Origin of the sequence: Campylobacter gastrosuis (assembly GCF_030249845.1) — a bacterium.
GTDB lineage: Bacteria > Campylobacterota > Campylobacteria > Campylobacterales > Campylobacteraceae > Campylobacter_A > Campylobacter_A gastrosuis.
Genome location: NZ_JANURM010000007.1, coordinates 11849 through 31458 on the forward strand (window position 1 = coordinate 11849; position 19610 = coordinate 31458).

19 protein-coding genes are annotated in these 19610 nt (G+C 38.0%); 9 read left to right on the forward strand and 10 right to left on the reverse strand.

The genetic code is table 11. The annotated features are described in order from the left end of the window. Positions 1-156 precede the first annotated feature (156 nt). The 8 genes from NYG85_RS06590 (at position 157) to NYG85_RS06625 (ending at position 10511) form a co-directional block, all read left to right on the forward strand. Positions 157-3315 carry a S8 family serine peptidase gene (locus tag NYG85_RS06590; protein WP_284937695.1) on the forward strand — a complete coding sequence of 1053 codons (3159 nt, stop codon included), beginning with the start codon at positions 157-159 and terminating at the stop codon, positions 3313-3315. Positions 3316-3411: 96 nt separating this feature from the next. After that, a complete protein-coding gene (locus NYG85_RS06595; protein WP_284937696.1) occupies positions 3412-4230 on the forward strand; it encodes a peptidylprolyl isomerase in 819 nt (272 codons plus the stop codon). A 10-nt stretch (positions 4231-4240) separates the two neighbouring features. Next, a complete protein-coding gene (gene fbaA / locus NYG85_RS06600) occupies positions 4241-5305 on the forward strand; it encodes a class II fructose-bisphosphate aldolase (protein ID WP_284937697.1) in 1065 nt (354 codons plus the stop codon). 3 nt (positions 5306-5308) lie between these two features. Further along, positions 5309-6610 (forward strand): MotA/TolQ/ExbB proton channel family protein, encoded by a 1302-nt coding sequence (locus NYG85_RS06605; protein ID WP_284937698.1) that lies wholly within the window; start codon positions 5309-5311, stop codon positions 6608-6610. Continuing rightward, a complete protein-coding gene (locus NYG85_RS06610; protein ID WP_284937699.1) occupies positions 6597-7559 on the forward strand; it encodes an OmpA family protein in 963 nt (320 codons plus the stop codon). Before NYG85_RS06605 ends, NYG85_RS06610 begins: the two co-directional genes overlap by 14 nt. After that, positions 7556-8404: a 1-aminocyclopropane-1-carboxylate deaminase gene (locus tag NYG85_RS06615; RefSeq protein WP_284937700.1), complete on the forward strand. Its 849-nt coding sequence runs from the start codon at positions 7556-7558 to the stop codon at positions 8402-8404. The genes NYG85_RS06610 and NYG85_RS06615 overlap by 4 nt, the downstream gene beginning before the upstream one ends. Further along, positions 8401-9696 (forward strand): histidinol dehydrogenase, encoded by a 1296-nt coding sequence (gene hisD, locus NYG85_RS06620; protein ID WP_284937701.1) that lies wholly within the window; start codon positions 8401-8403, stop codon positions 9694-9696. The genes NYG85_RS06615 and hisD overlap by 4 nt, the downstream gene beginning before the upstream one ends. Positions 9697-9746: 50 nt before the next feature. Next, positions 9747-10511 carry a flagellin gene (locus NYG85_RS06625; RefSeq protein WP_284937702.1) on the forward strand — a complete coding sequence of 255 codons (765 nt, stop codon included), beginning with the start codon at positions 9747-9749 and terminating at the stop codon, positions 10509-10511. A 338-nt stretch (positions 10512-10849) separates the two neighbouring features. Here NYG85_RS06625 and NYG85_RS06630 read toward each other — a convergent pair whose 3' ends face one another. The 7 genes from NYG85_RS06630 to NYG85_RS06660 all read right to left on the reverse strand — a co-directional run bounded on the left by NYG85_RS06630 (position 10850) and on the right by NYG85_RS06660 (position 17430). Continuing rightward, a complete protein-coding gene (locus NYG85_RS06630) occupies positions 10850-13549 on the reverse strand; it encodes a sensor domain-containing phosphodiesterase (RefSeq protein ID WP_284937703.1) in 2700 nt (899 codons plus the stop codon). Positions 13550-13621: 72 nt separating this feature from the next. After that, positions 13622-14170, reverse strand: a complete 549-nt coding sequence (rnhB, locus tag NYG85_RS06635; protein WP_284937704.1) for a ribonuclease HII — start codon at positions 14168-14170, stop codon at positions 13622-13624. Further along, positions 14170-14517: an aspartate 1-decarboxylase gene (gene panD, locus NYG85_RS06640; protein ID WP_284937705.1), complete on the reverse strand. Its 348-nt coding sequence runs from the start codon at positions 14515-14517 to the stop codon at positions 14170-14172. Before panD ends, rnhB begins: the two co-directional genes overlap by 1 nt. A 3-nt stretch (positions 14518-14520) precedes the next feature. Next, the gene (locus NYG85_RS06645; RefSeq protein WP_284937706.1) at positions 14521-15801 is read right to left on the reverse strand and encodes a UDP-N-acetylmuramoyl-L-alanyl-D-glutamate--2,6-diaminopimelate ligase; all 1281 of its coding nucleotides are present in this window, start codon (positions 15799-15801) and stop codon (positions 14521-14523) included. After that, the gene (locus NYG85_RS06650) at positions 15785-16342 is read right to left on the reverse strand and encodes a histidine kinase (RefSeq protein WP_284937707.1); all 558 of its coding nucleotides are present in this window, start codon (positions 16340-16342) and stop codon (positions 15785-15787) included. The genes NYG85_RS06645 and NYG85_RS06650 overlap by 17 nt, the downstream gene beginning before the upstream one ends. Further along, entirely contained in the window at positions 16335-16604 is a 270-nt protein-coding gene (locus NYG85_RS06655) for a NifU family protein (RefSeq protein WP_284937708.1), read from the reverse strand. Before NYG85_RS06655 ends, NYG85_RS06650 begins: the two co-directional genes overlap by 8 nt. Before the next feature lie 28 nt (positions 16605-16632). Beyond that, complete coding sequence (locus NYG85_RS06660; protein WP_284937709.1) at positions 16633-17430, reverse strand: M48 family metallopeptidase; 798 nt, start codon at positions 17428-17430, stop codon at positions 16633-16635. 98 nt (positions 17431-17528) lie between these two features. On the opposite strand from NYG85_RS06660, the gene NYG85_RS06665 reads away from it, so the two are divergent. Next, the gene (locus tag NYG85_RS06665; protein WP_284937710.1) at positions 17529-17972 is read left to right on the forward strand and encodes a DUF411 domain-containing protein; all 444 of its coding nucleotides are present in this window, start codon (positions 17529-17531) and stop codon (positions 17970-17972) included. Between the two features lie 32 nt (positions 17973-18004). On the opposite strand, the gene fldA is transcribed toward NYG85_RS06665, so the two are convergent. From fldA to NYG85_RS06680, 3 genes are read right to left on the reverse strand one after another with little or no spacing between them, the layout of a single operon-like run. After that, a complete protein-coding gene (gene fldA, locus NYG85_RS06670) occupies positions 18005-18496 on the reverse strand; it encodes a flavodoxin FldA (RefSeq protein WP_284937711.1) in 492 nt (163 codons plus the stop codon). A 10-nt stretch (positions 18497-18506) separates the two neighbouring features. After that, positions 18507-19223, reverse strand: a complete 717-nt coding sequence (locus NYG85_RS06675) for a hypothetical protein (protein WP_284937712.1) — start codon at positions 19221-19223, stop codon at positions 18507-18509. Further along, positions 19224-19541, reverse strand: a complete 318-nt coding sequence (locus tag NYG85_RS06680; RefSeq protein ID WP_284937713.1) for a DUF2325 domain-containing protein — start codon at positions 19539-19541, stop codon at positions 19224-19226. Positions 19542-19610 lie beyond the last annotated feature (69 nt).

Below are 19610 nucleotides of genomic sequence, written 5' to 3' on the forward strand. Positions count from 1 at the left end.
TAAGTAAATATTTTTATAAATTTTAGCTATTTTTATCTATTTTTAGACTTTTATTAAAATAAACTTATTATTTTATTTTAAATATTTTTATTAATTTTTAAACTTTTACGCTATAAAATTACCCACAGAATTTCTACATTTTTTAAAGGAGAAAAAATGGCAACGAAATCAAAGCTAAAAATTTCACTCTTAGCTTGTGCTATGATATGGGGGGGGGGCGAAGCACTCGCCTATGATGAAAAAGGCACTCTTGGCAATACTTTAAGCTGGGAAAGTCCTGAATACTTAAATCAATGGGGACTAAAATCACTAAACGTCTCAACAGCATACGCACTTGGCATCACTGGCAAAGGCGTAAAAATTGGCGTTTTAGACTCTGGAATTTTACTATCACACCCTGAATTTTTAGGCGGTAGATTCTTAGTCGTAAAACAGCAAGGCAAATACGGCAAAAATGGACTAAAATACCCAGACGCAAACGTAGGCAACGCACCTTTTAACAAAAATCAGCCAATAATTTTTGATATAAACGAGAATAAATACATAGCAAACCACGTAGAAACGGACTTTGGCGAGTTTAAAAAAGGCGAGAGTTTTAGCCTTGATGGCAACTGGATTTATGGGGTAAATGACGCTCACGGCGTAAATGTCGCTGGTGTAATTGGAGCAAACAGAGATGGCAATCAAATGCACGGAGTAGCCTTTGAAGCGACAATTTACTCGGCAAATACAGGTGGCAATGACAATATGACCTATGGCCCAACACAAGATTATGAATTTTTCTTAAATGCCTACACAGCACTAGCCAAAGAGGGCGTGAAATTTATAAACAACAGCTGGGGTTCAAATAGAAGACTAAACTCAGCCTACACAGGAGCTACTGGCTGGGTTGGATTTTGGGATGAAAACAGCAATTATGACTACACAATCAAAAAGACAAATGCACCAAGTGCTCATATGGATTTAAAGGATTTAGAATCTGCTAAAAAAGCCTACTATCAATTTGTTTTAACAAAACAAAAGAGTTTTTTAGACGCAGCCTATGAAGTAGCAAAGAATAACAACATCGTGCAAATTTTTACCGCTGGTAATAGAACATCAATGCAGTATCCATTCACTCGTGCTATGCTTGCATATTTTCGCCCAGATATTGAAAATTTATGGTTAAACGTAACTGGCGAAGACGGAGATAGCTCGTATCCAGATAGCTCATATGTTAGCGATTACGCTCCATTTGGCGGACAAGGAGCGCATATTTGGAATGAAAGCAGAGGCGCAAAATGGTGGAGCATAGCAGCCCCTGCACTAAATACAAAAGCCCCAGAGGTGCTTTATGAAGACCTTAGCGATGCTAGTTTATATGGCAGTGCTGGTTATACAGATCTTTTTGGTGGCACATCAGGCGCTGCACCTCACATAGCTGGTGTTTTAGGGCTTATAGCTCAACGCTATCCATATATGAGTCCAGCCTTAGTGCGTGAAATTTTATTAACAACGGCAAGGCAGACAAAATTTGACGACAGCACACAAATGCTTGACGGCTGGACGGCACAAGCCAATACACCTGATAATATTTGGGGCTGGGGCGTGGCTGATGTTAGCAAGGCTATATTTGGTCCGGCTCAGTTTTTAGGCACATTTAATCTAAATTTAGACACCGATGATACATTTTCTAACGATATTTCAGACGTTGCAATCAAATTTAGAAAAACAGAAGATGAAGCAGAACAAACCGCTTGGCTTACAAGAAAATCGGAGCTTGATAAAAAAGCAAATTTAAGTGATGAAGAAAAAGCCGAATATGAAGTAGAACTAGCAAGACAAACAGCAAGGGATTTAAGAGCAAAAGATGGCTATGAAGGTAAGCTCATTAAAAATGGCAAAGGCACACTAACCCTAACTGGCAACAACACATTTTCAGGCGACACAACAATAAATAACGGCAAAATCAAAGCCCTAAATCAATCCCTGCAAAACAGCAAAGTCATCGTAAATAACGGCGCTAGTTTAGAAATTTTAAACGAAGCTATTATCACAAAACCAAGTCAAACTGGATTTGTTAGCCAAACGATAAAAAGCACGGCAAATGATATTACAGCTACTATTAATGGTGGTGGCACATTCATCGCAAACAACGGCGTAAGTGGTCTAAATTTAAACTTCTTAAACGGCTCAAAAATCACACAAGCAGATACCACAAACACCAAGCTAAAATCGTTATATCAAAATCCAAGTGACACACTTACATATGCCATTAGTGGGAATTTTACAGGCTATGCAGAGCCGTTTAGTAAATACGCACTTTTTAGCCTTACGCAACAAAACATCACTACAAACATAACCTTATCACTTCAAAAAAGTAGAAATTTTAGCGATTTAGCAGAGAATGAAAATCAAAAAAACGTGGCAAACACAATCCAAAACGCACCAAATAGCAAAATTTTTACAAATTTAATGTCTGCAAATGAGCAAAAATTTAATGAGATTTATAATGCCCTAACAGACACAAAACCGCTTAAAGCCCAAAATCACGCTATCATTAACGGCATTTTGCTAAGCAGTAATATTCTAAATCAAGCAAATTTTACAAAGATAGGCGTAGATGAAAATTTATGGATTTTAAGTAGCTCAAATTTTAACACCATAAGTGATAAAAATCTAAAAACAAAGCAGATAAATCAGCTAATATCAGTAAAGACCACGCTTGGCGAAAATGCAAATTTTGGCGTGTTTATCGGTAAAGGCAGAAGCGATGATAAAAATTTAAAAAACAATGACACTCACGCTGGAATTTATGCAAATGCCGATTTTAACACACTTTGGCTTGATAGCACGGTATCACGCACTCATAAAAACGCAAAAATAAATACACCAAAAATTTCAGATGATTTAAATGTAGCTTATGAGCGAGAAAGTGCTAAATTTAACCTAACTCAGGCGTTTTTAAGAGCTGGTATAAACTACAACCAAATAAAACCATATATTAGCACTGGCTATTTAAAGCTTAAAGACAGAGAGCTAAAAATCGCAACAGCTGGGGTTTTAGGCACTTTATCATTTGATAATTTTAGCCTAAAAGGCGATTTGGGTTTTAGTAAATTTTTTGGCGATAAAACAGCATTTTATTACGTTGGCGTAGGCGATGCAGGGGATGCATTAATTAAAGGCGATGAGATAAAAAACCTAATAACTGCAAATTTTGGCATAGAAAAAGAGCTGTTTAAAAATGCAAAATTTAGTCTATTTTATCAAGGTGCTTACAATAAAAACGCCAAATCAAACGGCATAAGTGCGAATTTTAGTCTTGCATTTTAAAATAAATTTGCTAGTTCTAAAACTAGCAAATTTATACCTACTTTTAATATTACAATGCTATAATAACGCCTTAAAATTTCAACCAAAGGATTTTAAATGAAAAAAATTCTACTCTCTACAATCATAAGTATGACAGCTGCCATTAGTCTAAATGCCGCTGTTTTAGCAAGTGTTGATGGCGAAAACGTAACTAACGCCGACATTCAAGCGCTACTTTCACAGGCTATGCCGGGTGCAAATGTCGCTTCATTACCAGCTGACATTAAAAAGCGCGTGATTGACGATATCATCGGCAGAAAGCTACTTTTAAAAGAGGCAAAAGCTAGTGGCATAGAAAAAGACCCAGAATACACAAAAGCTCTAAATTTAGCAAAAGACAATATAGCTGGCGAGCTATATTTTAAGAAAATTTTTGACACGATTAAGGTTAGCGACGCCGAAATAAAGAGCTTTTATGACCAAAACAAAGATAGATTTAACCAACCAGCAGCCGTAAAAGCAAAGCACATTTTAGTTGAAAAAGAGAGCGAAGCAAAAGATATTATAAACCAGCTAAAAAATCTAAAAGGCGACGAGCTTAGTAAGAAATTTAGCGAGTTAGCCGCTGCAAAATCAATAGACAAAGGCTCAGCAGCACAGGGCGGAGAGCTTGGCTGGTTTGGTCAATCAGCTATGGTTAAGCCATTTGCCGATGCCGCTTTTTCAATGAAAAAAGGCGAAATTTCAAAATCGCCTGTTAAGTCAAATTTTGGCTATCACGTAATCTTTAAAGAGGACGCAAAACCCGCTGGCGTCGTGCCTTTAAACGAAGTAAAAGATCAAATTGAAAACAACTTAAAAGTTCAAAAATTCCAAGAAGTAATCAAAACAAAAACCGATAATCTTCGCTCAAAAGCAAAGATTGAATACAAATAAGGACTGAAAAATGGGCGTTTTAGATATTGTAAGAGCCGGTGTAGTAAGTGGCGATGACGTAAGCAAACTATACGCTCACGCTAAAAGTGAAGGCTTTGCTATCCCTGCGGTAAATGTTGTTGGCTCAAACTCAATAAATGCGGTTTTAGAAGCAGCAAAAGTAGCAAATTCGCCCGTGATTATCCAGTTTAGCAACGGCGGTGCTGGATTTTACGCTGGTAAAAACTGCGAAAATGCCGACATTTTAGGTGCTATCGCTGGGGCAAATCAGGTGCATTTACTAGCCCGTGCTTATGGTGTGCCTGTCGTGCTTCACACCGACCACGCCGCACGTAAGCTTTTGCCGTGGATTGATGGACTTATTAAAGCCTCAAAAGAGCATAAAAAAGCCCACGGCGTGCCACTTTTTAGCTCACATATGCTTGATTTAAGCGAGGAGAGCTTGGATGAAAATTTAAGCACCTGCGAGAGATATTTAAGCGAACTTAGCGAGCTTGGCATTAGTTTAGAGATTGAGCTTGGTGTCACTGGTGGCGAAGAGGACGGCGTGGATAACACCGGCGTGGATAACGCCCTGCTTTACACACAGCCAGAAGATGTCGCCCTAGCTTATGAAAGACTAAGCAAAATCAGCGATAAATTTAGCATCGCCGCATCTTTTGGCAACGTGCACGGCGTTTATAAACCGGGCAATGTCGTGCTTAGACCTGAAATTTTAAAAAATTCACAGGAATTTGTGGCAAATAAATTTAAAACTGCCAACAAAAAACCAGTAAATTTCGTATTTCACGGTGGCAGCGGTAGCGAGCTAAAAGATATAAAAGACGCTGTAAGCTACGGCGTGATTAAGATGAACATTGACACCGACACCCAGTGGGCATTTTGGGACGGAGTTAGGGCGTATGAGCTTAAAAATAGAGCCTATTTACAAGGGCAAATCGGCAACCCAGAGGGCGATGACAAGCCAAATAAAAAATACTACGACCCACGAAAGTGGCTAAGAAGTGGCGAAGAGAGTATGATTAGGCGTTTGCAAACGGCATTTTCTGACCTAAACTGCCTAAATAGGAATTAATTTATGCAATACGAACAGGGCGTTAGAGAAAATTTTATCCTATCTTACATTAAAATCGTAGCGTTGCCATTTGTGCTTTACGCTATGATTTTACTTAGCTTTTTTGGCTTTTTTAGGGTTAGGGTTGGCGTTGATTGCGTTATTCTAAGCGGTATTATGCTTATTATTGCGATGATTTTTGCCACGCAAAATGCCGATTTTGCCTACTCGTCATTTCTTAAAAAGGCTGATGAGTTTAAGAGCAAGTTAAAGGAATTTATAGTCGCAAACCTGCTTGAAATTTCTGGCGTAAAAAAGTCAAACGCAAGTTTTGATGAGTTCTTAGACAGCTACACCAAGGATTTAAGAAACGACAGCCTAGCAAATATCGCCGCTGGTATCTTTGCCACGCTTGGAATTTTAGGCACTTTTATTAGCATTGCCATATCTTTACCAGCATTTAGTGCAAACGACACGATAGGGCTTGAAAGGGACATTTCAAGGCTTCTTAGTGGCGTAGGCACGGCGTTTTACATCTCAATTTATGGGATAATTTTATCGCTTTGGTGGGTCTTTTTTGAAAGACTTGGTAGCTCTAAATTTGCAAAATTTATACTTGAACAAAAAATGCTTAGCAAGCAGTTTTTTTGGCAAAAAAACGAGCTAGAACAGCGTTTTATGAGTATGACCTCACTGCATTTTGATGATATTAGAAGCGTTTTTGCTAGAATTTCAAACGAGCAGTTTTTTACAAATTTAGACAATGTCGTGGGCAATAAATTTAAATCCTACTCCGATTTACAAGCCCTAGAACAGCGTATGATAGGCGAAGCACAGATAAAGATTGACCAAAATATCAGGCTTTTAAACAAGGCTGGTGCAAAGCAAGATGAGTTTGTCAAAATTCATACCGAAATTTTAAAAGCCGTGCTAAATCTAAACACATCGCTAAAAGAGATGCAAGGCTCGTTCTCAACCGAATACAACCGCCTAAATGACCTTATGCAAGAGCGTGTTAGTGGCTTTGAAAAGAGCGTAAATAAGTTTGATGCAAACCTAAAAGACCTTGATTTAAGCCTTAAAAATTTCGCTGTAAAAATCATTGAAGAGCAAAATCAGGCGATGAGTGCCTTTAAAAGCTCGGTCATTGAGGGCGTTGGGGCGTTTAAAGCTGTTTATGAGCAAGAAAAGACTCCAAGCAAGGCTGACATTGAGCGAGATTTATTGCTAGAAAGCCTTAAAAAAAGCACGACTGAGCTAAACAGCGAAGTTGAGCGCGTGATGAAAAATATTGAAAATTCAAGCCTGATAGATGAAGTTAAATAGTAGCGTAGAAAGGACATTTTGGCTCTCAAATTTAGCCGTTGTTCTCGGTTTAGCCTTTGTGTTTTTACTCGTTTTTTCAGCCGTTATCTTAAAGTATGAAATGGCTCAAAACGCCCTTGAAAAAAAGGAGCAAAAAACACTAAATGCGATCTCAAATTTAAAAGATGAAGAGGGCAAAAACCTAAGCCCAGAGCGACTAAATCGCATTTTAAAAAACGAGCTAGTTACACTAAATAACAAAAATTTAGAGCTAAAAAACGCAAACTTAAAACTGCAAGATGAGCTAACCGCCCTAAAATCCGTGCCAGTTGATGATAAAAGTGGCGAGATAAACGCCCTAAAAAGCGAAAATTCACGCCTAAATTTAGAAATTTCACAGCTTAATGAGAGTGTAAAAAATCTAAACGAAGAGATAAAAACGCTTAAAGATGTCGCGATCTCAGAGCCAAAAATCATCGTAAAAAACAGCACTCAAACAAAAGAGAAGCTTATAAAAATTCTAAAAACAAAACTGAACAGCAAGGCAAAAATCAACGATGAAACAGGCACACTAACCCTTCAAACCTCTGAAATTTTTCAAAAAAGCAGAGCCGAGATAAAAAAGGAGTCCAAAGCCGAGCTTGAAGAGCTTTTAAGGTCGTATTTTCAGGTGCTTTTAGGCGATGATGAGCTTTCAAAAATGATAGATAAGATCACAATTGAGGGCTTTACTGATAGCGGTGGTAGTTATTTAAGAAACTTAGAACTCTCACAAGGCAGAGCTTATGAGGTGCAAAAACTCGCCTTAAATAGCTACAAAAGTGAGCGACTTGATAGTATTTTACTAGCTTATGGCAGGGGCTATAACAGCCCAATTTTTAAAAACGGCACCGAGGATAAAGAGGCGTCAAGACGCATTGAGATTAACTTTTTTCTAAACGAACCGCTTACAAAACTCACTGCAAAATGATAGAGAAATTCATCTTTAAGGATCAAGAATTTTTTATCCTTAGAGATGATCTTTTAGGCGTTTTTAATGGCAATAAAGCACGAAAATTAGCCTACTTTTTAAACGCCGATTTTAGCGATTTTTCAGGCATTATCTCGCACGGGTCTAGCCAGTCAAACGCTATGCAAGCACTTAGCGTTTTTGCAAAACTAAAAGGACTAAAATTTCACTACGTTATCTCACATTTAAACTCAAATTTAGCACAAAATCCAGTCGGTAATTTTAATAACGCCTTGCAAAATGGTATGATTTTACATATCGCACAAAACCGCCAAGAATTTGCAAAAAACCTTGCAAAAACGCAAAATTTATTTTTCATAAACGAGGGCGTAAGCCAAAATGAAGCGGAGTTTGGCTTTAAAGAACAAGCAAATGAAATTAAAAATTACGCAAAAAAACACGGACTAGTTTTTGACATTTTCTTGCCAAGTGGCACTGGCACCAGTGCTACATTTTTATCAAAAAACATAGATTTTAACGTCCTAACCTGCCCTTGTGTCGGCGATGAGGGCTATTTAAGAGAGCAAATTTTAGCCCTTGATAAAGGCTCAAAAGTAAAAATTTTAACCCCACCAAAAAAATACCACTTTGGCGATTTAAAATTGGAGCTTTTTAAGATTTGGAGCGAGTTAAAAACTAAGAGCAAAATTGAGTTTGACCTGATTTATGACCCAGTCGGATTTCTCACGATTTTTGCGAATTTAAACGCATTTAAAAACAAAATTTTGTATATTCATCAAGGCGGAATTCTTGGCAATGTAAGCCAAAAATTAAGATACGAACGAAAATTTAAAGGACAGATATGAGAATTTTAAACCAAAATGATGAGAATTTTAAAGCCGAGTTTAGTAAGCTAACGCACCGCTCGGATATGGATATGAGCGAGGTTACGCCACTTGTGCTAAGCATTATAAACGAGGTAAAACATAACAAAAACGAGGCGTTAATCTCGCAAATTTCAAGGTTTGATAAATGGGAGCCAAAGTCAGCAAGTGAGCTTGAAATTTCACAAAACGAGATGAAAAACGCCTACGAAAATTTAGAGAGCTCACTAAAAGACGCCCTAAATTTAGCATTTAAACGCATTAAAAACTACCACGAGCTAAACGCCCCAAAAACTTGGCTTAGCACCGATGAATTAGGCAACACTCTTGGTGCAAAATTCACGCCAGTTGATAGAGCTGGGCTTTACATACCGGGCGGTAAGGCGGCGTATCCTAGCTCGCTTTTGATGAATGCCGTGCCTGCAATCGTGGCAAATGTCGGCGAAATCGTCGTTTGCACACCAGCTGTTGGCGGAGCGGTAAATGCCTTGCTCTTAGCAGCAATGCACCTTTGTGGCATTAAAAAAGCCTACAAAATCGGCGGCGCTAGTGCCATTGGTGCTATGGCATACGGCACGCAAACAATCCCAAAAGTAGATGTAATCACAGGCCCCGGCAATATCTACGTAGCCACCGCTAAAAAGCTCGTTTTTGGCGATGTAAATATTGATATGATAGCAGGGCCAAGCGAGATAGGCATCATCGCTGATGAGAGTGCAAACGCCCGCCACATCGCCATTGACCTGCTTTCACAAGCCGAGCACGATGAGCTAGCAAGTAGTTTTTTAATCACGCCAAGCCAAAATTTTGCAAAAAGCGTCGCTAGTTTTGTGCAATCCGAGCTACAAACCCTGCCACGCTCACAAATCGCAAGTCAAAGCATAAAAAACAAAGGTGCGATAATCGTGGCTAAAAATTTAGATGAGTGCGTTAGTTTGATGAATGATTTGGCTGTTGAACACCTTGAGCTAGCCTTTGATGACGCGCAAAACTACGTGCAAAAAATCAAACACGCAGGGGCGATTTTCATCGGGCACTACACACCAGAGGCTATGGGCGATTATTTAGCTGGACCAAACCACACCCTGCCAACTGGCGGGAGTGCGAAATTTTACTCGCCACTCGGGGTTGAAAATTTTATGAAAAAAAGCTCAATAATCGGCTTAACTCAAAGCGGATTTAACGCCCTTGCAGACGCCTGTGTCGCACTAGCAAACGCCGAAGGTCTCCACGCCCACGCAAGATCAGTAACCGCAAGAGTAAATAAAGCTTAAATTTATAAAATTTAGAGTAGTATAACAAAAACCTCAAAAAAGGAGTTAAGATGAAGGTAAATTCAGTATCAACTCAGCAGTATTTAGACAACGCTCAAAAGGCGAAAACTGCACAAGATAAGGCACTGCAAAATATCTCAGCAACAAGGGCGTTAAGTGGGACAGATAGTGCAAATTTGGTAATTGCTGATAGCCTTTTAAGCCAAGCAAACACGATAAATCAAGGCATTTCAAACGCAAATGACGCAATCGGTATGCTAGGCATAGCCGACAGCACTCTTTCAAATTTAACACAGAGTGCAGATAGACTAAACGAGCTATCCGTAGCAATGAATAATCCGATTTTAAGCAATCGTGAGCGAAGTATAATACAAAACGAGGCTAGTGCATTAACCGACTCAATGAAGCAAAGCCTTTCAAATGCGAGCTTTAACGGCAAAAATGTCTTTGGTGGCAATATGGAATTTCAAACTGGCAACGGCGTTGAGAGCATAAATCTAAGCCAAAATGCGATTCGTGGCGGTATTGAGAGCCTAAATGTAAATGACCAAAGTAGCATTGAGAGCTTTATCTCAAATGTAAATTCAATGCGTTCTGATATTGGCTCAGCACAAAACGGCATTTTAGCAGGGATTAATAGCTCGTTAGAGCAACACGTGGCTTTAATGTCAAGCGAAAACAACCTGCAAAATAACGATATGGCACTAAATATCAACAACCAAAAGCAAAATCAAACCCTGCTAAACGCAGCCATTTTAGCACAAGCACACAACACAGAAAATCTCAAAAATCAAATGGATAGGCTTCTAGCCTAAAATTTTGCCGTGTTTTAAGCACGGCAAAATCTCATTTTACACAAATTTTATCCTTATAAATAACCTTATTAAACGAGCCTACAAGATAAGCAAAAGTGATATTAAAAGGTTTGTAATTACGACTTACACAAAAAATTTTTGGCTTATAAAAATAAAAGCCCCAATATCTTTTTGCTTCTTAAAACATAAATTTATGGCTAAAAATGAGTTTTTGTGGTGCAGTTTTGCAAGACGCTTAACAGCAATGCAAGGCAAATGTTTAAAATTCACACAGCAAACACAAAGCTGTCAATAGCCAAAATCACAGCCTACACAAAGATTTATTGGCTTAGCAAAAATCACTCGCCACCGATTGGCTTTGGTTTGTCAAAATAAAAGCCCTGAGAAGCATCTATGCCGATATCTTTTACCGCTTGTGAAACGTCATCAGAATGCACAAATTCAGCAACCGTTTTTATCCCCAAACGCCTTGAAAAATCAACCATCAGCTCAACAATTCGCCTGCTCTCATCATCTTTGTCAATATTTTTTATCATTGAGCCGTCAATCTTGACAAAGTCCGCCTTAATGCGAAGCAAATGCTCAAAATTTGCATAGCCAGTGCCAAAGTCATCAATTGCGATTTTACAACCATATTTTCGCATTTTTTCAATAAATTCATTGACCTTTTCAAAGTTATTTATGCTCTCGTCCTCTAAAATTTCAAGCGTCAAACGCTTGCCAATGCCCGGATATTTAATCAAATTAAGCTCTAAATAATCAACGAGTTTGCTTGATAAAATATCATCAATGGCTAAATTTATACTAAAATCCTGCTCGTTGGTGAAAAAATACTTAAACGAGGTTTCTATCACGATTTTTGTTAGCTCCTGATAGAGATTTGAGCGTTTTGCCACACGCAAGAAGTCAAGCGGCGGTATGACATTATTTTTCTCATCAATCATTCTTACAAGGCACTCATATTTTATTGTTTTTTTGCTCTCATTATCAACAATGCCTTGCTTATAAAGCACGATTCTATCATCATCTATGGCTTTTTTCAGGCTTTGAGTTAGGTTTATCGTGTGAAGTAAGCCGTCCTTCTCATCATCAAAAACCACCACGCTTTGTTTATTTGTCTTAGCATAATCCTTTGCAATTTCAGTCGTAATAAACTGCTTAACATCAGATGAAATGCCAAAAACTAGCGAAATGTTAAATTTATTATCATCAATTATTAGCGGATTTTCTTCAAAATTTTCAACCACGAAGCGACAAAAATCTGAAAATTTCGTGATACTCCAAAATTTCTTAACCGCAATAATTGCAAAGCTGTCGTTTGTGAGCTTAAATAACTCTAAATTTTTGCCCTCAATTAGCTCTAAAAGCCTGTTGCTAACGCCAAGCAAGACCCTATCGCCCACGCCAAAGCCGTAATATTCGTTAATCTGCTTAAACCTTAAAATATCAAGGTTGGCTACAAAGCCGTATTTATCGTCATTTGAGAGCTTGTCAATCAAGGCTTGTCTATTTTGTAGGCTAGTTAGCGGGTCGCTTAAATGCTTATCAAGCATCTCTTGCTGGATAATAAACGGCGTGATATCATAGCCAATGAGTAAATACTCGCTAATGTCGCTACGCTCGGTTAAAATCGGCAAAATGCTAACCTTAGCATAGCAGACATCGCCGTCTTTTTTATGCATTTTTATCACGCCCTGCCAGAGATTTATATCAAGCGAAATTTCATCAAAAATCAGCTCGTTAAAGCTCATTGAGCTAATCTCTGACCTTTGATATTTTAGGGTTTTACAAGCCATATTGTTTGCAAAAATGAGCGTTTTTTCTTTGCTAAACCTTAAAACCATAGCTATCTCATCAACGGCATTTGAATAGTTTTTAAATAGCAAAAGCTCGTTTGTGTTGTGATTTTTCTCTTTTATTAGCTTTTCAAGTAGGGCATTAATCTCATCTGAAAAGCTTACAAATTCTATAAAATCAAAGCTATCCTTTGGGATATATCTGCTCTCGGCGGCGACTAAATTTAAAAAATGCGTGAAATTTGTAAAATTTCGCTTGATTTTTTGAATAATAAAAAAACAGGCAAGAAGTGCCATAATAACGATAGTAAATAGGCAAAAAATTGAGATTGTAACCTTTGAAATAAGCTCTGATAACGCCCTTTCTTGCTGGTCGCTAGCTACGATATCGGCATTGCTAATGTCAGCACTCACGCCAAAAACTAGGTTGTAGCCGATATTTTTTACAAAAATCATTTGCCTTGACTCGCTGTCTGAGCGGTCTTGGATATAAAAGCCCTCTTTTTGTGGGGTTTGAGCGATTTTAATTGCACTAAGATATGCCTGTGAGAGCTTTTTGTTTAGGGCTGAAATTTTCTGATTTTGCACTTTGATTTTGTTTGAAACGAGCAAAACGCCGTCTTTTGAGTCAATCAAAAATAGATTTTTATTTGGCAAAATGCTAATTATGCCTAGAAATTTCTCCCTTACTTCGTTTGTAAGCTGGATATCGTGAAAGCCATAAATGGCGATGACATCAAGGTCTTGGTAGAATTTTGCCACGTAAAAGACATCATCAACCTGCGTGATATCTTTGTGATTTGAGAATAAATTTACAAATATTGAATCAATAATTTGTCCGTTAAGCTCGCCTTTTAACGACTTTTTATCTGTGCTAAATAGATATAAATTTTCATCTTTATTTAGCATTTTTTTATCATCAATGGCTAAAAAATCATCAAGCGTTTTTGCGTTTTTGGTGATAAAATCAAAGCGGTAATTTAAGAAATTTATCGTATCTTGCTTAACTGGTGAGCTTATTGAAACTACGGAGTTATAAGCCTTGTAAAGCTCATCTTTAATCGCTCGTTTTTGCTCTTGGATATAGCTGTCATCGGCTTTTAGCGTGTCTGCTTTAAAGGTATTATGGACACTAAAAATGTTAAAAATTTCAAGCAAAATCAATGAAAAAAGCGAAACCAAAGCTATGGCAAGTGCTATGTATTTTATGATTGATTTTCTATTTTTTTCGCTAGAATTCAAGGCAATACCTCATTAAAATTATATTTTAGTAACATTTTTAAAATTTTAACTCTAATTATACTATATCTTTGCTTAAAAAATCAATTTTGGTTCATTTTTTATCTTAAAACTAGCTCTGCTTAAATCACACAATCCATAAATTTCTAGGGCTTTTAAATGCTCTTTTGTGCCATAGCCCTTGTGCTTTTTAAAGCCATATTGTGGATAATGGCTATCAAAAAGGCTCATTAATCTATCGCGACTAACCTTGGCTAAAATACTAGCGGCTGAAACCTCTTTAATTTTGGCATCTGCTTTGATGATTGTTTTTATATCAGTGCCGTAATTTATATTGCCGTCAAAGATAAGCTCGTAGCCGTTAAAATAGCGTTTAAATGCGTTTAATCCGCTATTTAAACACCAGCTTAGCCCGAGCGTGTCAATTTGCGTGTTTGAAAAATAGACAATTAAAAATTTTGAACTCTTACAAAGCTCATTAAAAACTCTCTCTCGTTTTAGTGGCGTGAGCTTTTTTGAGTCATCAAGCCCTGAAATTTGGGCGTCTAAAACACAAGCCGCCATAACTAATGGCCCAGCTAATGCCCCACGCCCAGCCTCGTCAATGCCACAAATTTTACCCATTAATCTTTGATGATTTCGTTTTTAGAATTTACCTGCACGATTGTTGGCTTAAACTCACGTGCTTTTTTTGGCTTCATTGTTGCGTAGGCTGCGATAATTACGATATCGCCAACGCAAACCTTTCTAGCAGCAGCACCATTTAGGCAAATTTCGCCCTTTTTGCCCTTGATTACGTATGTGCTAAATCTCTCGCCGTTGTTGATGTTTAAAATATCAACCTTTTGCCACTCGCAAAGGTTTGCAGCCTTTATTAGCTCATCATCAATGCTAATTGAGCCGACATAGTTTAGGTTTGCGTCAGTTACGACTGCGCGGTGAATTTTGCTTGAAAGTAGCTCTATTTTCATTTTTTATCCTTTTAGTAGCTCTAAAACTACGTTTTTATCGCTAAATGGGTGTTTTACGCCGTTAATTTCTTGATAATCCTCATCGCCCTTGCCTAAAATCACAAGTGCTTCGTTTGGTCTTAAATTATTAAGCCCAAGCCTGATAGCTTCGTATCTGTCGCTATTTACGATGACATTTTCTTTACTCATACCGCTTAAAATTTCAGCGATGATTTCATCTGGATTTTCGCTTCTTGGATTATCGCTTGTTACCACGCAAAGTCTTGCATATTTTTGTGCGATAGCCCCCATTTTTGGGCGTTTGGTGCGGTCCCTATCTCCACCAGCCCCAAAAACCACGACTAGGCTAAGGTGCCTAAGTGCGTTTAAAATTTTTAAAATCCCGTCTGGCGTGTGAGCAAAATCAACGATGACAAGCGGGTCTTTACTAACCACCTCAACCCTGCCGCTAACTCCGCTAAAATTTGCAATGGCGACTGAAATTTCATCTAATTTTTTATCGCTTAACGCCAAAATCACGCCAACTGCCGCCATTAAATTATAAAGGTTAAACTCGCCTTGCAGGTTTGATTTTAGCTCAAATTCACCTTTTTGTGTCTTTAAAATAGCGTGGATTGCATTTGTAAAATCAACGTTTTTTGCCGTTATATCAGCCTGTTTTTTTAACGAATAAGTTATGCTATTTTTTGTATTAAATTTTACAAATTCATCGTCAATATTTATAATTTTTACACTCTCGTCTGCTAAAAAGCTATTTTTTACCCTTGCGTATTCGTCCATTGTTTTGTGATAATCAAGATGATCTTGGCTTAAATTTGTAAAAATTTTAGCGGCAAATTTTAAGCCCTGAATGCGGTTTTGAGCGATTGCGTGAGAGCTTATCTCCATAACGAAAAATTCGCACTTTTGGCGTGTAGCTAGGCTTAAATATTCTAGCGTTTTTAAAATCGGGCTTGTTGTAAGCGACTTTTCATCAACCCTTTTGCCGTTTATAAACGCCCCTCTTGTGCCACAAAGTCCGCACGAAAAGCCTAAATTTAAAAGCGTTTGATAGATTAAAGCAGCAGTCGTGGTCTTGCCATTTGTGCCGGTTATGCCGATGATTTTTATGCCCTCATCAATGGCTAAAATTTTCTTACACTCATCTACGTTTATGATTTTTGCTCCGTTTTTTAGGGCGTCATCGCTAAATTTTTCATTTGCAAAGATCTTTAAAAAGTAGCAGTTTTTTTCGCACTCGTTTGAATTATCGGTTATGAAATTTTCATCAATGTAAATTCGCATTTTTACCCTTTTTAACCCTTTTCTTTTTTAGCTCATCAAATAGCCTTGCTATTCGCTCATCTCCGCTAAACATCGTGGCTGCGCTTTCAAGATAGCTCATACTAATATCTAAAAAATCGTGTTTTATTAGGTTTGAGATGAAGTCTAGAAAGTCATCTTTATTTGAAATCATCACCTTTGTTGAAAACATAATATTTTCAAAAACGCTCTTAAAATCGCCCTGTTTTACGGCGTTTAAGAAGTCATCGTAGGTTATTGCATCTTGTTCTTCAATGGCTTCGTTTTTAAAGTGCTTGTTTTGTAAAAGTGCCAAAAGCTGGGTAAGTCCGTCATCTTTTATCCCAGCCTTTTGCTTTGCATAAAACATCTCAAAAAGCACGTTTGCCTCATCAGGCGAGGTCTTAGCAAATACGCAAAGCTCAATGTAGGTAAGCAAATCATTATCGTTTTTTAGCTCGTAAGCCAGTGAAAAATACTTTAAAGCCTCGTCATAGTTTGCTTTTTTGAAATTTTTAATGGCTATTTTTTTATAATCAAGCAAAGGCGACCTCTTGTCCTTGTGGGACGTTTATGACTTCAAGCTCTGGGTGAATATCAAGGCGAAGTTGGCGTTCAACGCCGTATTTTAGGGTCGTTCCACTAGCAGCACAGCCGTGGCAGTGCCCAGTTAAACGCACATAAATTTTGCCGTCTTTAATACCGAGCAGATCAAGTCCGCCTCCGTCGTTTTTAAGCATTGGCATTACCTTTTCTAGGCTCTTTTGCACTGGTTTTAAAAGCTCATCATCGCTAAATGGTATCATTTTTGTCCTTTTTTTGCGTTATTATACATTATTTTGTTGCTAAATATAGTGGCATTACCTTTTTTGCAATCTCTTTTAAGTCCTTAATCCTGCTCTCATTTGATGGGTGAGTGCTTAAAATTTCAGGCGTAGATGAGCTGCCGATTTTACTCATCTTTTGCCACACGACAACGGCATCATTTGGGTTATACCCAGCTCTTGCCATTAGCTCGGTGCCGATGTGATCGGCCTCTGTTTCGTGTGAGCGTGAAAATGGCAGCGAGATCGTGTAGTGAGTGGCAAGATTTAGTAAATTTGTAGCACCGCTATCAAGCCCAGCAGCTTGTGAAACGGCAAAAATTCCTATATTTTTTAGCTGGTCAGAGCTGGCTTGTTCTCTGCTATGCTCCCTTAGGGCGTGGGCTATCTCGTGTCCAATTATAGCGGCTAGCTCGCTGTCTGTTAAATTTAGGCGGTTTATAATGCCAGTATAAACTACGATTTTACCGCCTGGCATACACCAAGCATTTAGGGTGTCCTCTTCAATTACATTTACCTGCCAGTCCCATTTTAAGGCGTCTTGCCTAAATGTGCCAACCTGAGCGATTAAGCGTTTTGCTATATTTTGCACACGTTTTGTAAGGGCTGGATTTGTATTTAATGCGCCCTTATTTCTAGCTGATTTTAGCGTATCAACATACGCCTTTGCAGCGCTTTCATTCATCGTGCTAGCTGAAACAAGCATAATCTGGCGACTATTTGCCCCTACAAGTCCGCCCTGCGTGGTGCTTGAATAGCAACCAACAAAAAGCAAAAATGCAAAAACTGCAACTAAAATTTTACGCATAAATAACCTTTTTTGAAAATTTTTTGCATAATTTTAGTATATTAAAACTAAATTTAAAAGCCTTTTGTATGATTTAGCAAATTTTTTAAGGAGAAACGATGAGAAAAACTGCTCTTTTGGCGTTTTTAGTGGCTGGTGCGTTTGCGTCTAATACGATAAATATGTATAAGTCGCCAACTTGTGGGTGTTGCTCTAAATGGGGCGAGGCAATGGAGAAAAGCGGATTTAAGGTAAATTCTCACCTTGAAAACGATGTGGTGGCTGTGAAAAATCGCTTTAATGTCCCGCTTGAACTTTCAAGTTGCCATACGGCTGTTATTGACGGCTACGTGATAGAAGGGCACGTCCCAGCCGATGAAGTCAAGCGACTTTTGGAGCTAAAACCTGAGGGTGTTGTTGGCATTAGCACGCCCGGTATGCCACTACACAGCCCGGGTATGGAGCAAGGCGACACGCCAGATATGTATGATGTAGTGCTGTTTAAAAAGGACGGCTCACGTGAAATTTTTGCCACCTATGTAGGCAGCAAAAAGATAAAATAATCTAAAATGCGTTTGAATTTCAAACGCATTTTTTAAGCAAAATTTGGCTTAATACTCTCTATCCAGGCACTCACTCTTGCTTCTGTTTTATCGCTTTCATTCTCGGCATCTATGGCTAGACCTACGAATTTTGCGTCCCTAACTGCGTCAGAGCCGTCAAATGTATAACCCTCGGTGCTAACGCTACCAACGACATTTGCCCCAGCCTTAACGACCTCATCGTAAAGCTTTGCCATACCATTACAAAATTCATCAGAGTAGCTTTGACTATCGCCAAGTCCAAAAAGTGCTACGACCTTGCCGTTTAATTCAAGCCCAGAAAAATCAAAGGCATCCCAGTCATCTTGCAAGTCGCCGCTGCCCCAAGTAGATGTGCCAAGTATCAGCTTGTCAAAGCCGTTAATTGTCTTTGCGTCAGTATCAGCGATGTTTAAAACTTCGCTTTTTACGCCTAGTTTTTGCGAGATTAAATTCGCAACTTCTTCTGTGTTACCCATACTGCTACCATAGATAATGGCTATCATTTTTATCCTTTTAAAAAATTTTATTGCTAATTGTATAAGGCACGAGTTTGATTTGGTGATTTTCACACTCACAATGCCTAACCTCAATATGTCGTTTAAATGCGTTATTTCGGGGCATTACGACATAAACACGCTCAAATTTATCCTCCTTTAAAGCACGAATTGCCGTGCTAATTTCATCTCTAATCACCCCTGCTTCATCAATGCAAAAATCTCTAAAACTAGGGATAACACAGAGCAAATTTCTGCCATTTTGCGAAATTCTAATCATATTATTTAATATTGATATATCCTTATCAATATTTTTATGCGATATTTTATCATAAACAAACTGAGAAAACATAAAATTTGCATCAAAAAACAGCTCAAAATTCCCATTAAAAAAGAGCATTTTTATCAGTTTTGCCACTGGATATTTTGGCTCTTTTGCAATAAATTTTGATATGTTTTTGTAATTTTTGCTTTTGTAAGCAAAGATGATTTGATTTGAAATGGCACAAAATTTCACACATTTTTTGCCACTTTTAAACCTTAATAAATCATCAATTCTAGCTGTAAAAGCACCCTTTATGCTTCTAAATTTTGCGTATGAAAGCGGGATTTTTAGGGGCTTATCAACGCAAGAGTTATAAAGCGTTAAAAAGGTGCTTATTCGTGAAAAACTATCAAGATTTGAAAAAATACTTGGAGTTATTTCGCCAATATCTAATAAGTGTCCAAAGCTCATCTAGCACTCTTTTTTGCATCCAAAATCCTTGTTTAGCCCAAAGACCTTGCAGTATTCACAAAAGACGCAACTAACGCTTCTTTTAGCACAAACGATTGGGATATTTCGCTTTTTTGCCTGTGTCTTTATTGTTTTCATTGTGTTATGATTTAAGAAACTTGTAAGCATAACAACGCAATCTGTATCTTGTGGGATTGGCTTACGATTTACCCTGTTTTCGTTTCTAGCGTCCCAGTGTTCTACTCTTTTTGCTCCTAGGTCTTGTAAGACCGCTTTGATTGGAGTTATCTCGTCTGCACCTATGACTAAAACTGACATTGTTAATCCTTTTTGTATTTTGATATTTGTTATTATAAATTAAAGTAGCTAAAATAAAACTTAGTTATG

Coding starts and splice junctions, on each gene's coding strand:
- fbaA (WP_284937697.1), top strand. CDS start 4,241: ATGGGCGTTTTAGATATTGTAAGAGCCGGTGTAGTAAGTGGCGATGAC.
- NYG85_RS06645 (WP_284937706.1), bottom strand. CDS start 15,801: ATGCGAATTTACATTGATGAAAATTTCATAACCGATAATTCAAACGAG.
- fldA (WP_284937711.1), bottom strand. CDS start 18,496: ATGATAGCCATTATCTATGGTAGCAGTATGGGTAACACAGAAGAAGTT.
- NYG85_RS06665 (WP_284937710.1), top strand. CDS start 17,529: ATGAGAAAAACTGCTCTTTTGGCGTTTTTAGTGGCTGGTGCGTTTGCG.
- NYG85_RS06615 (WP_284937700.1), top strand. CDS start 7,556: ATGATAGAGAAATTCATCTTTAAGGATCAAGAATTTTTTATCCTTAGA.
- NYG85_RS06655 (WP_284937708.1), bottom strand. CDS start 16,604: ATGATACCATTTAGCGATGATGAGCTTTTAAAACCAGTGCAAAAGAGC.
- NYG85_RS06660 (WP_284937709.1), bottom strand. CDS start 17,430: ATGCGTAAAATTTTAGTTGCAGTTTTTGCATTTTTGCTTTTTGTTGGT.
- NYG85_RS06610 (WP_284937699.1), top strand. CDS start 6,597: ATGAAGTTAAATAGTAGCGTAGAAAGGACATTTTGGCTCTCAAATTTA.
- NYG85_RS06625 (WP_284937702.1), top strand. CDS start 9,747: ATGAAGGTAAATTCAGTATCAACTCAGCAGTATTTAGACAACGCTCAA.
- hisD (WP_284937701.1), top strand. CDS start 8,401: ATGAGAATTTTAAACCAAAATGATGAGAATTTTAAAGCCGAGTTTAGT.
- NYG85_RS06605 (WP_284937698.1), top strand. CDS start 5,309: ATGCAATACGAACAGGGCGTTAGAGAAAATTTTATCCTATCTTACATT.
- NYG85_RS06590 (WP_284937695.1), top strand. CDS start 157: ATGGCAACGAAATCAAAGCTAAAAATTTCACTCTTAGCTTGTGCTATG.
- NYG85_RS06675 (WP_284937712.1), bottom strand. CDS start 19,223: ATGAGCTTTGGACACTTATTAGATATTGGCGAAATAACTCCAAGTATT.
- rnhB (WP_284937704.1), bottom strand. CDS start 14,170: ATGGGTAAAATTTGTGGCATTGACGAGGCTGGGCGTGGGGCATTAGCT.
- NYG85_RS06680 (WP_284937713.1), bottom strand. CDS start 19,541: ATGTCAGTTTTAGTCATAGGTGCAGACGAGATAACTCCAATCAAAGCG.
- NYG85_RS06595 (WP_284937696.1), top strand. CDS start 3,412: ATGAAAAAAATTCTACTCTCTACAATCATAAGTATGACAGCTGCCATT.
- panD (WP_284937705.1), bottom strand. CDS start 14,517: ATGAAAATAGAGCTACTTTCAAGCAAAATTCACCGCGCAGTCGTAACT.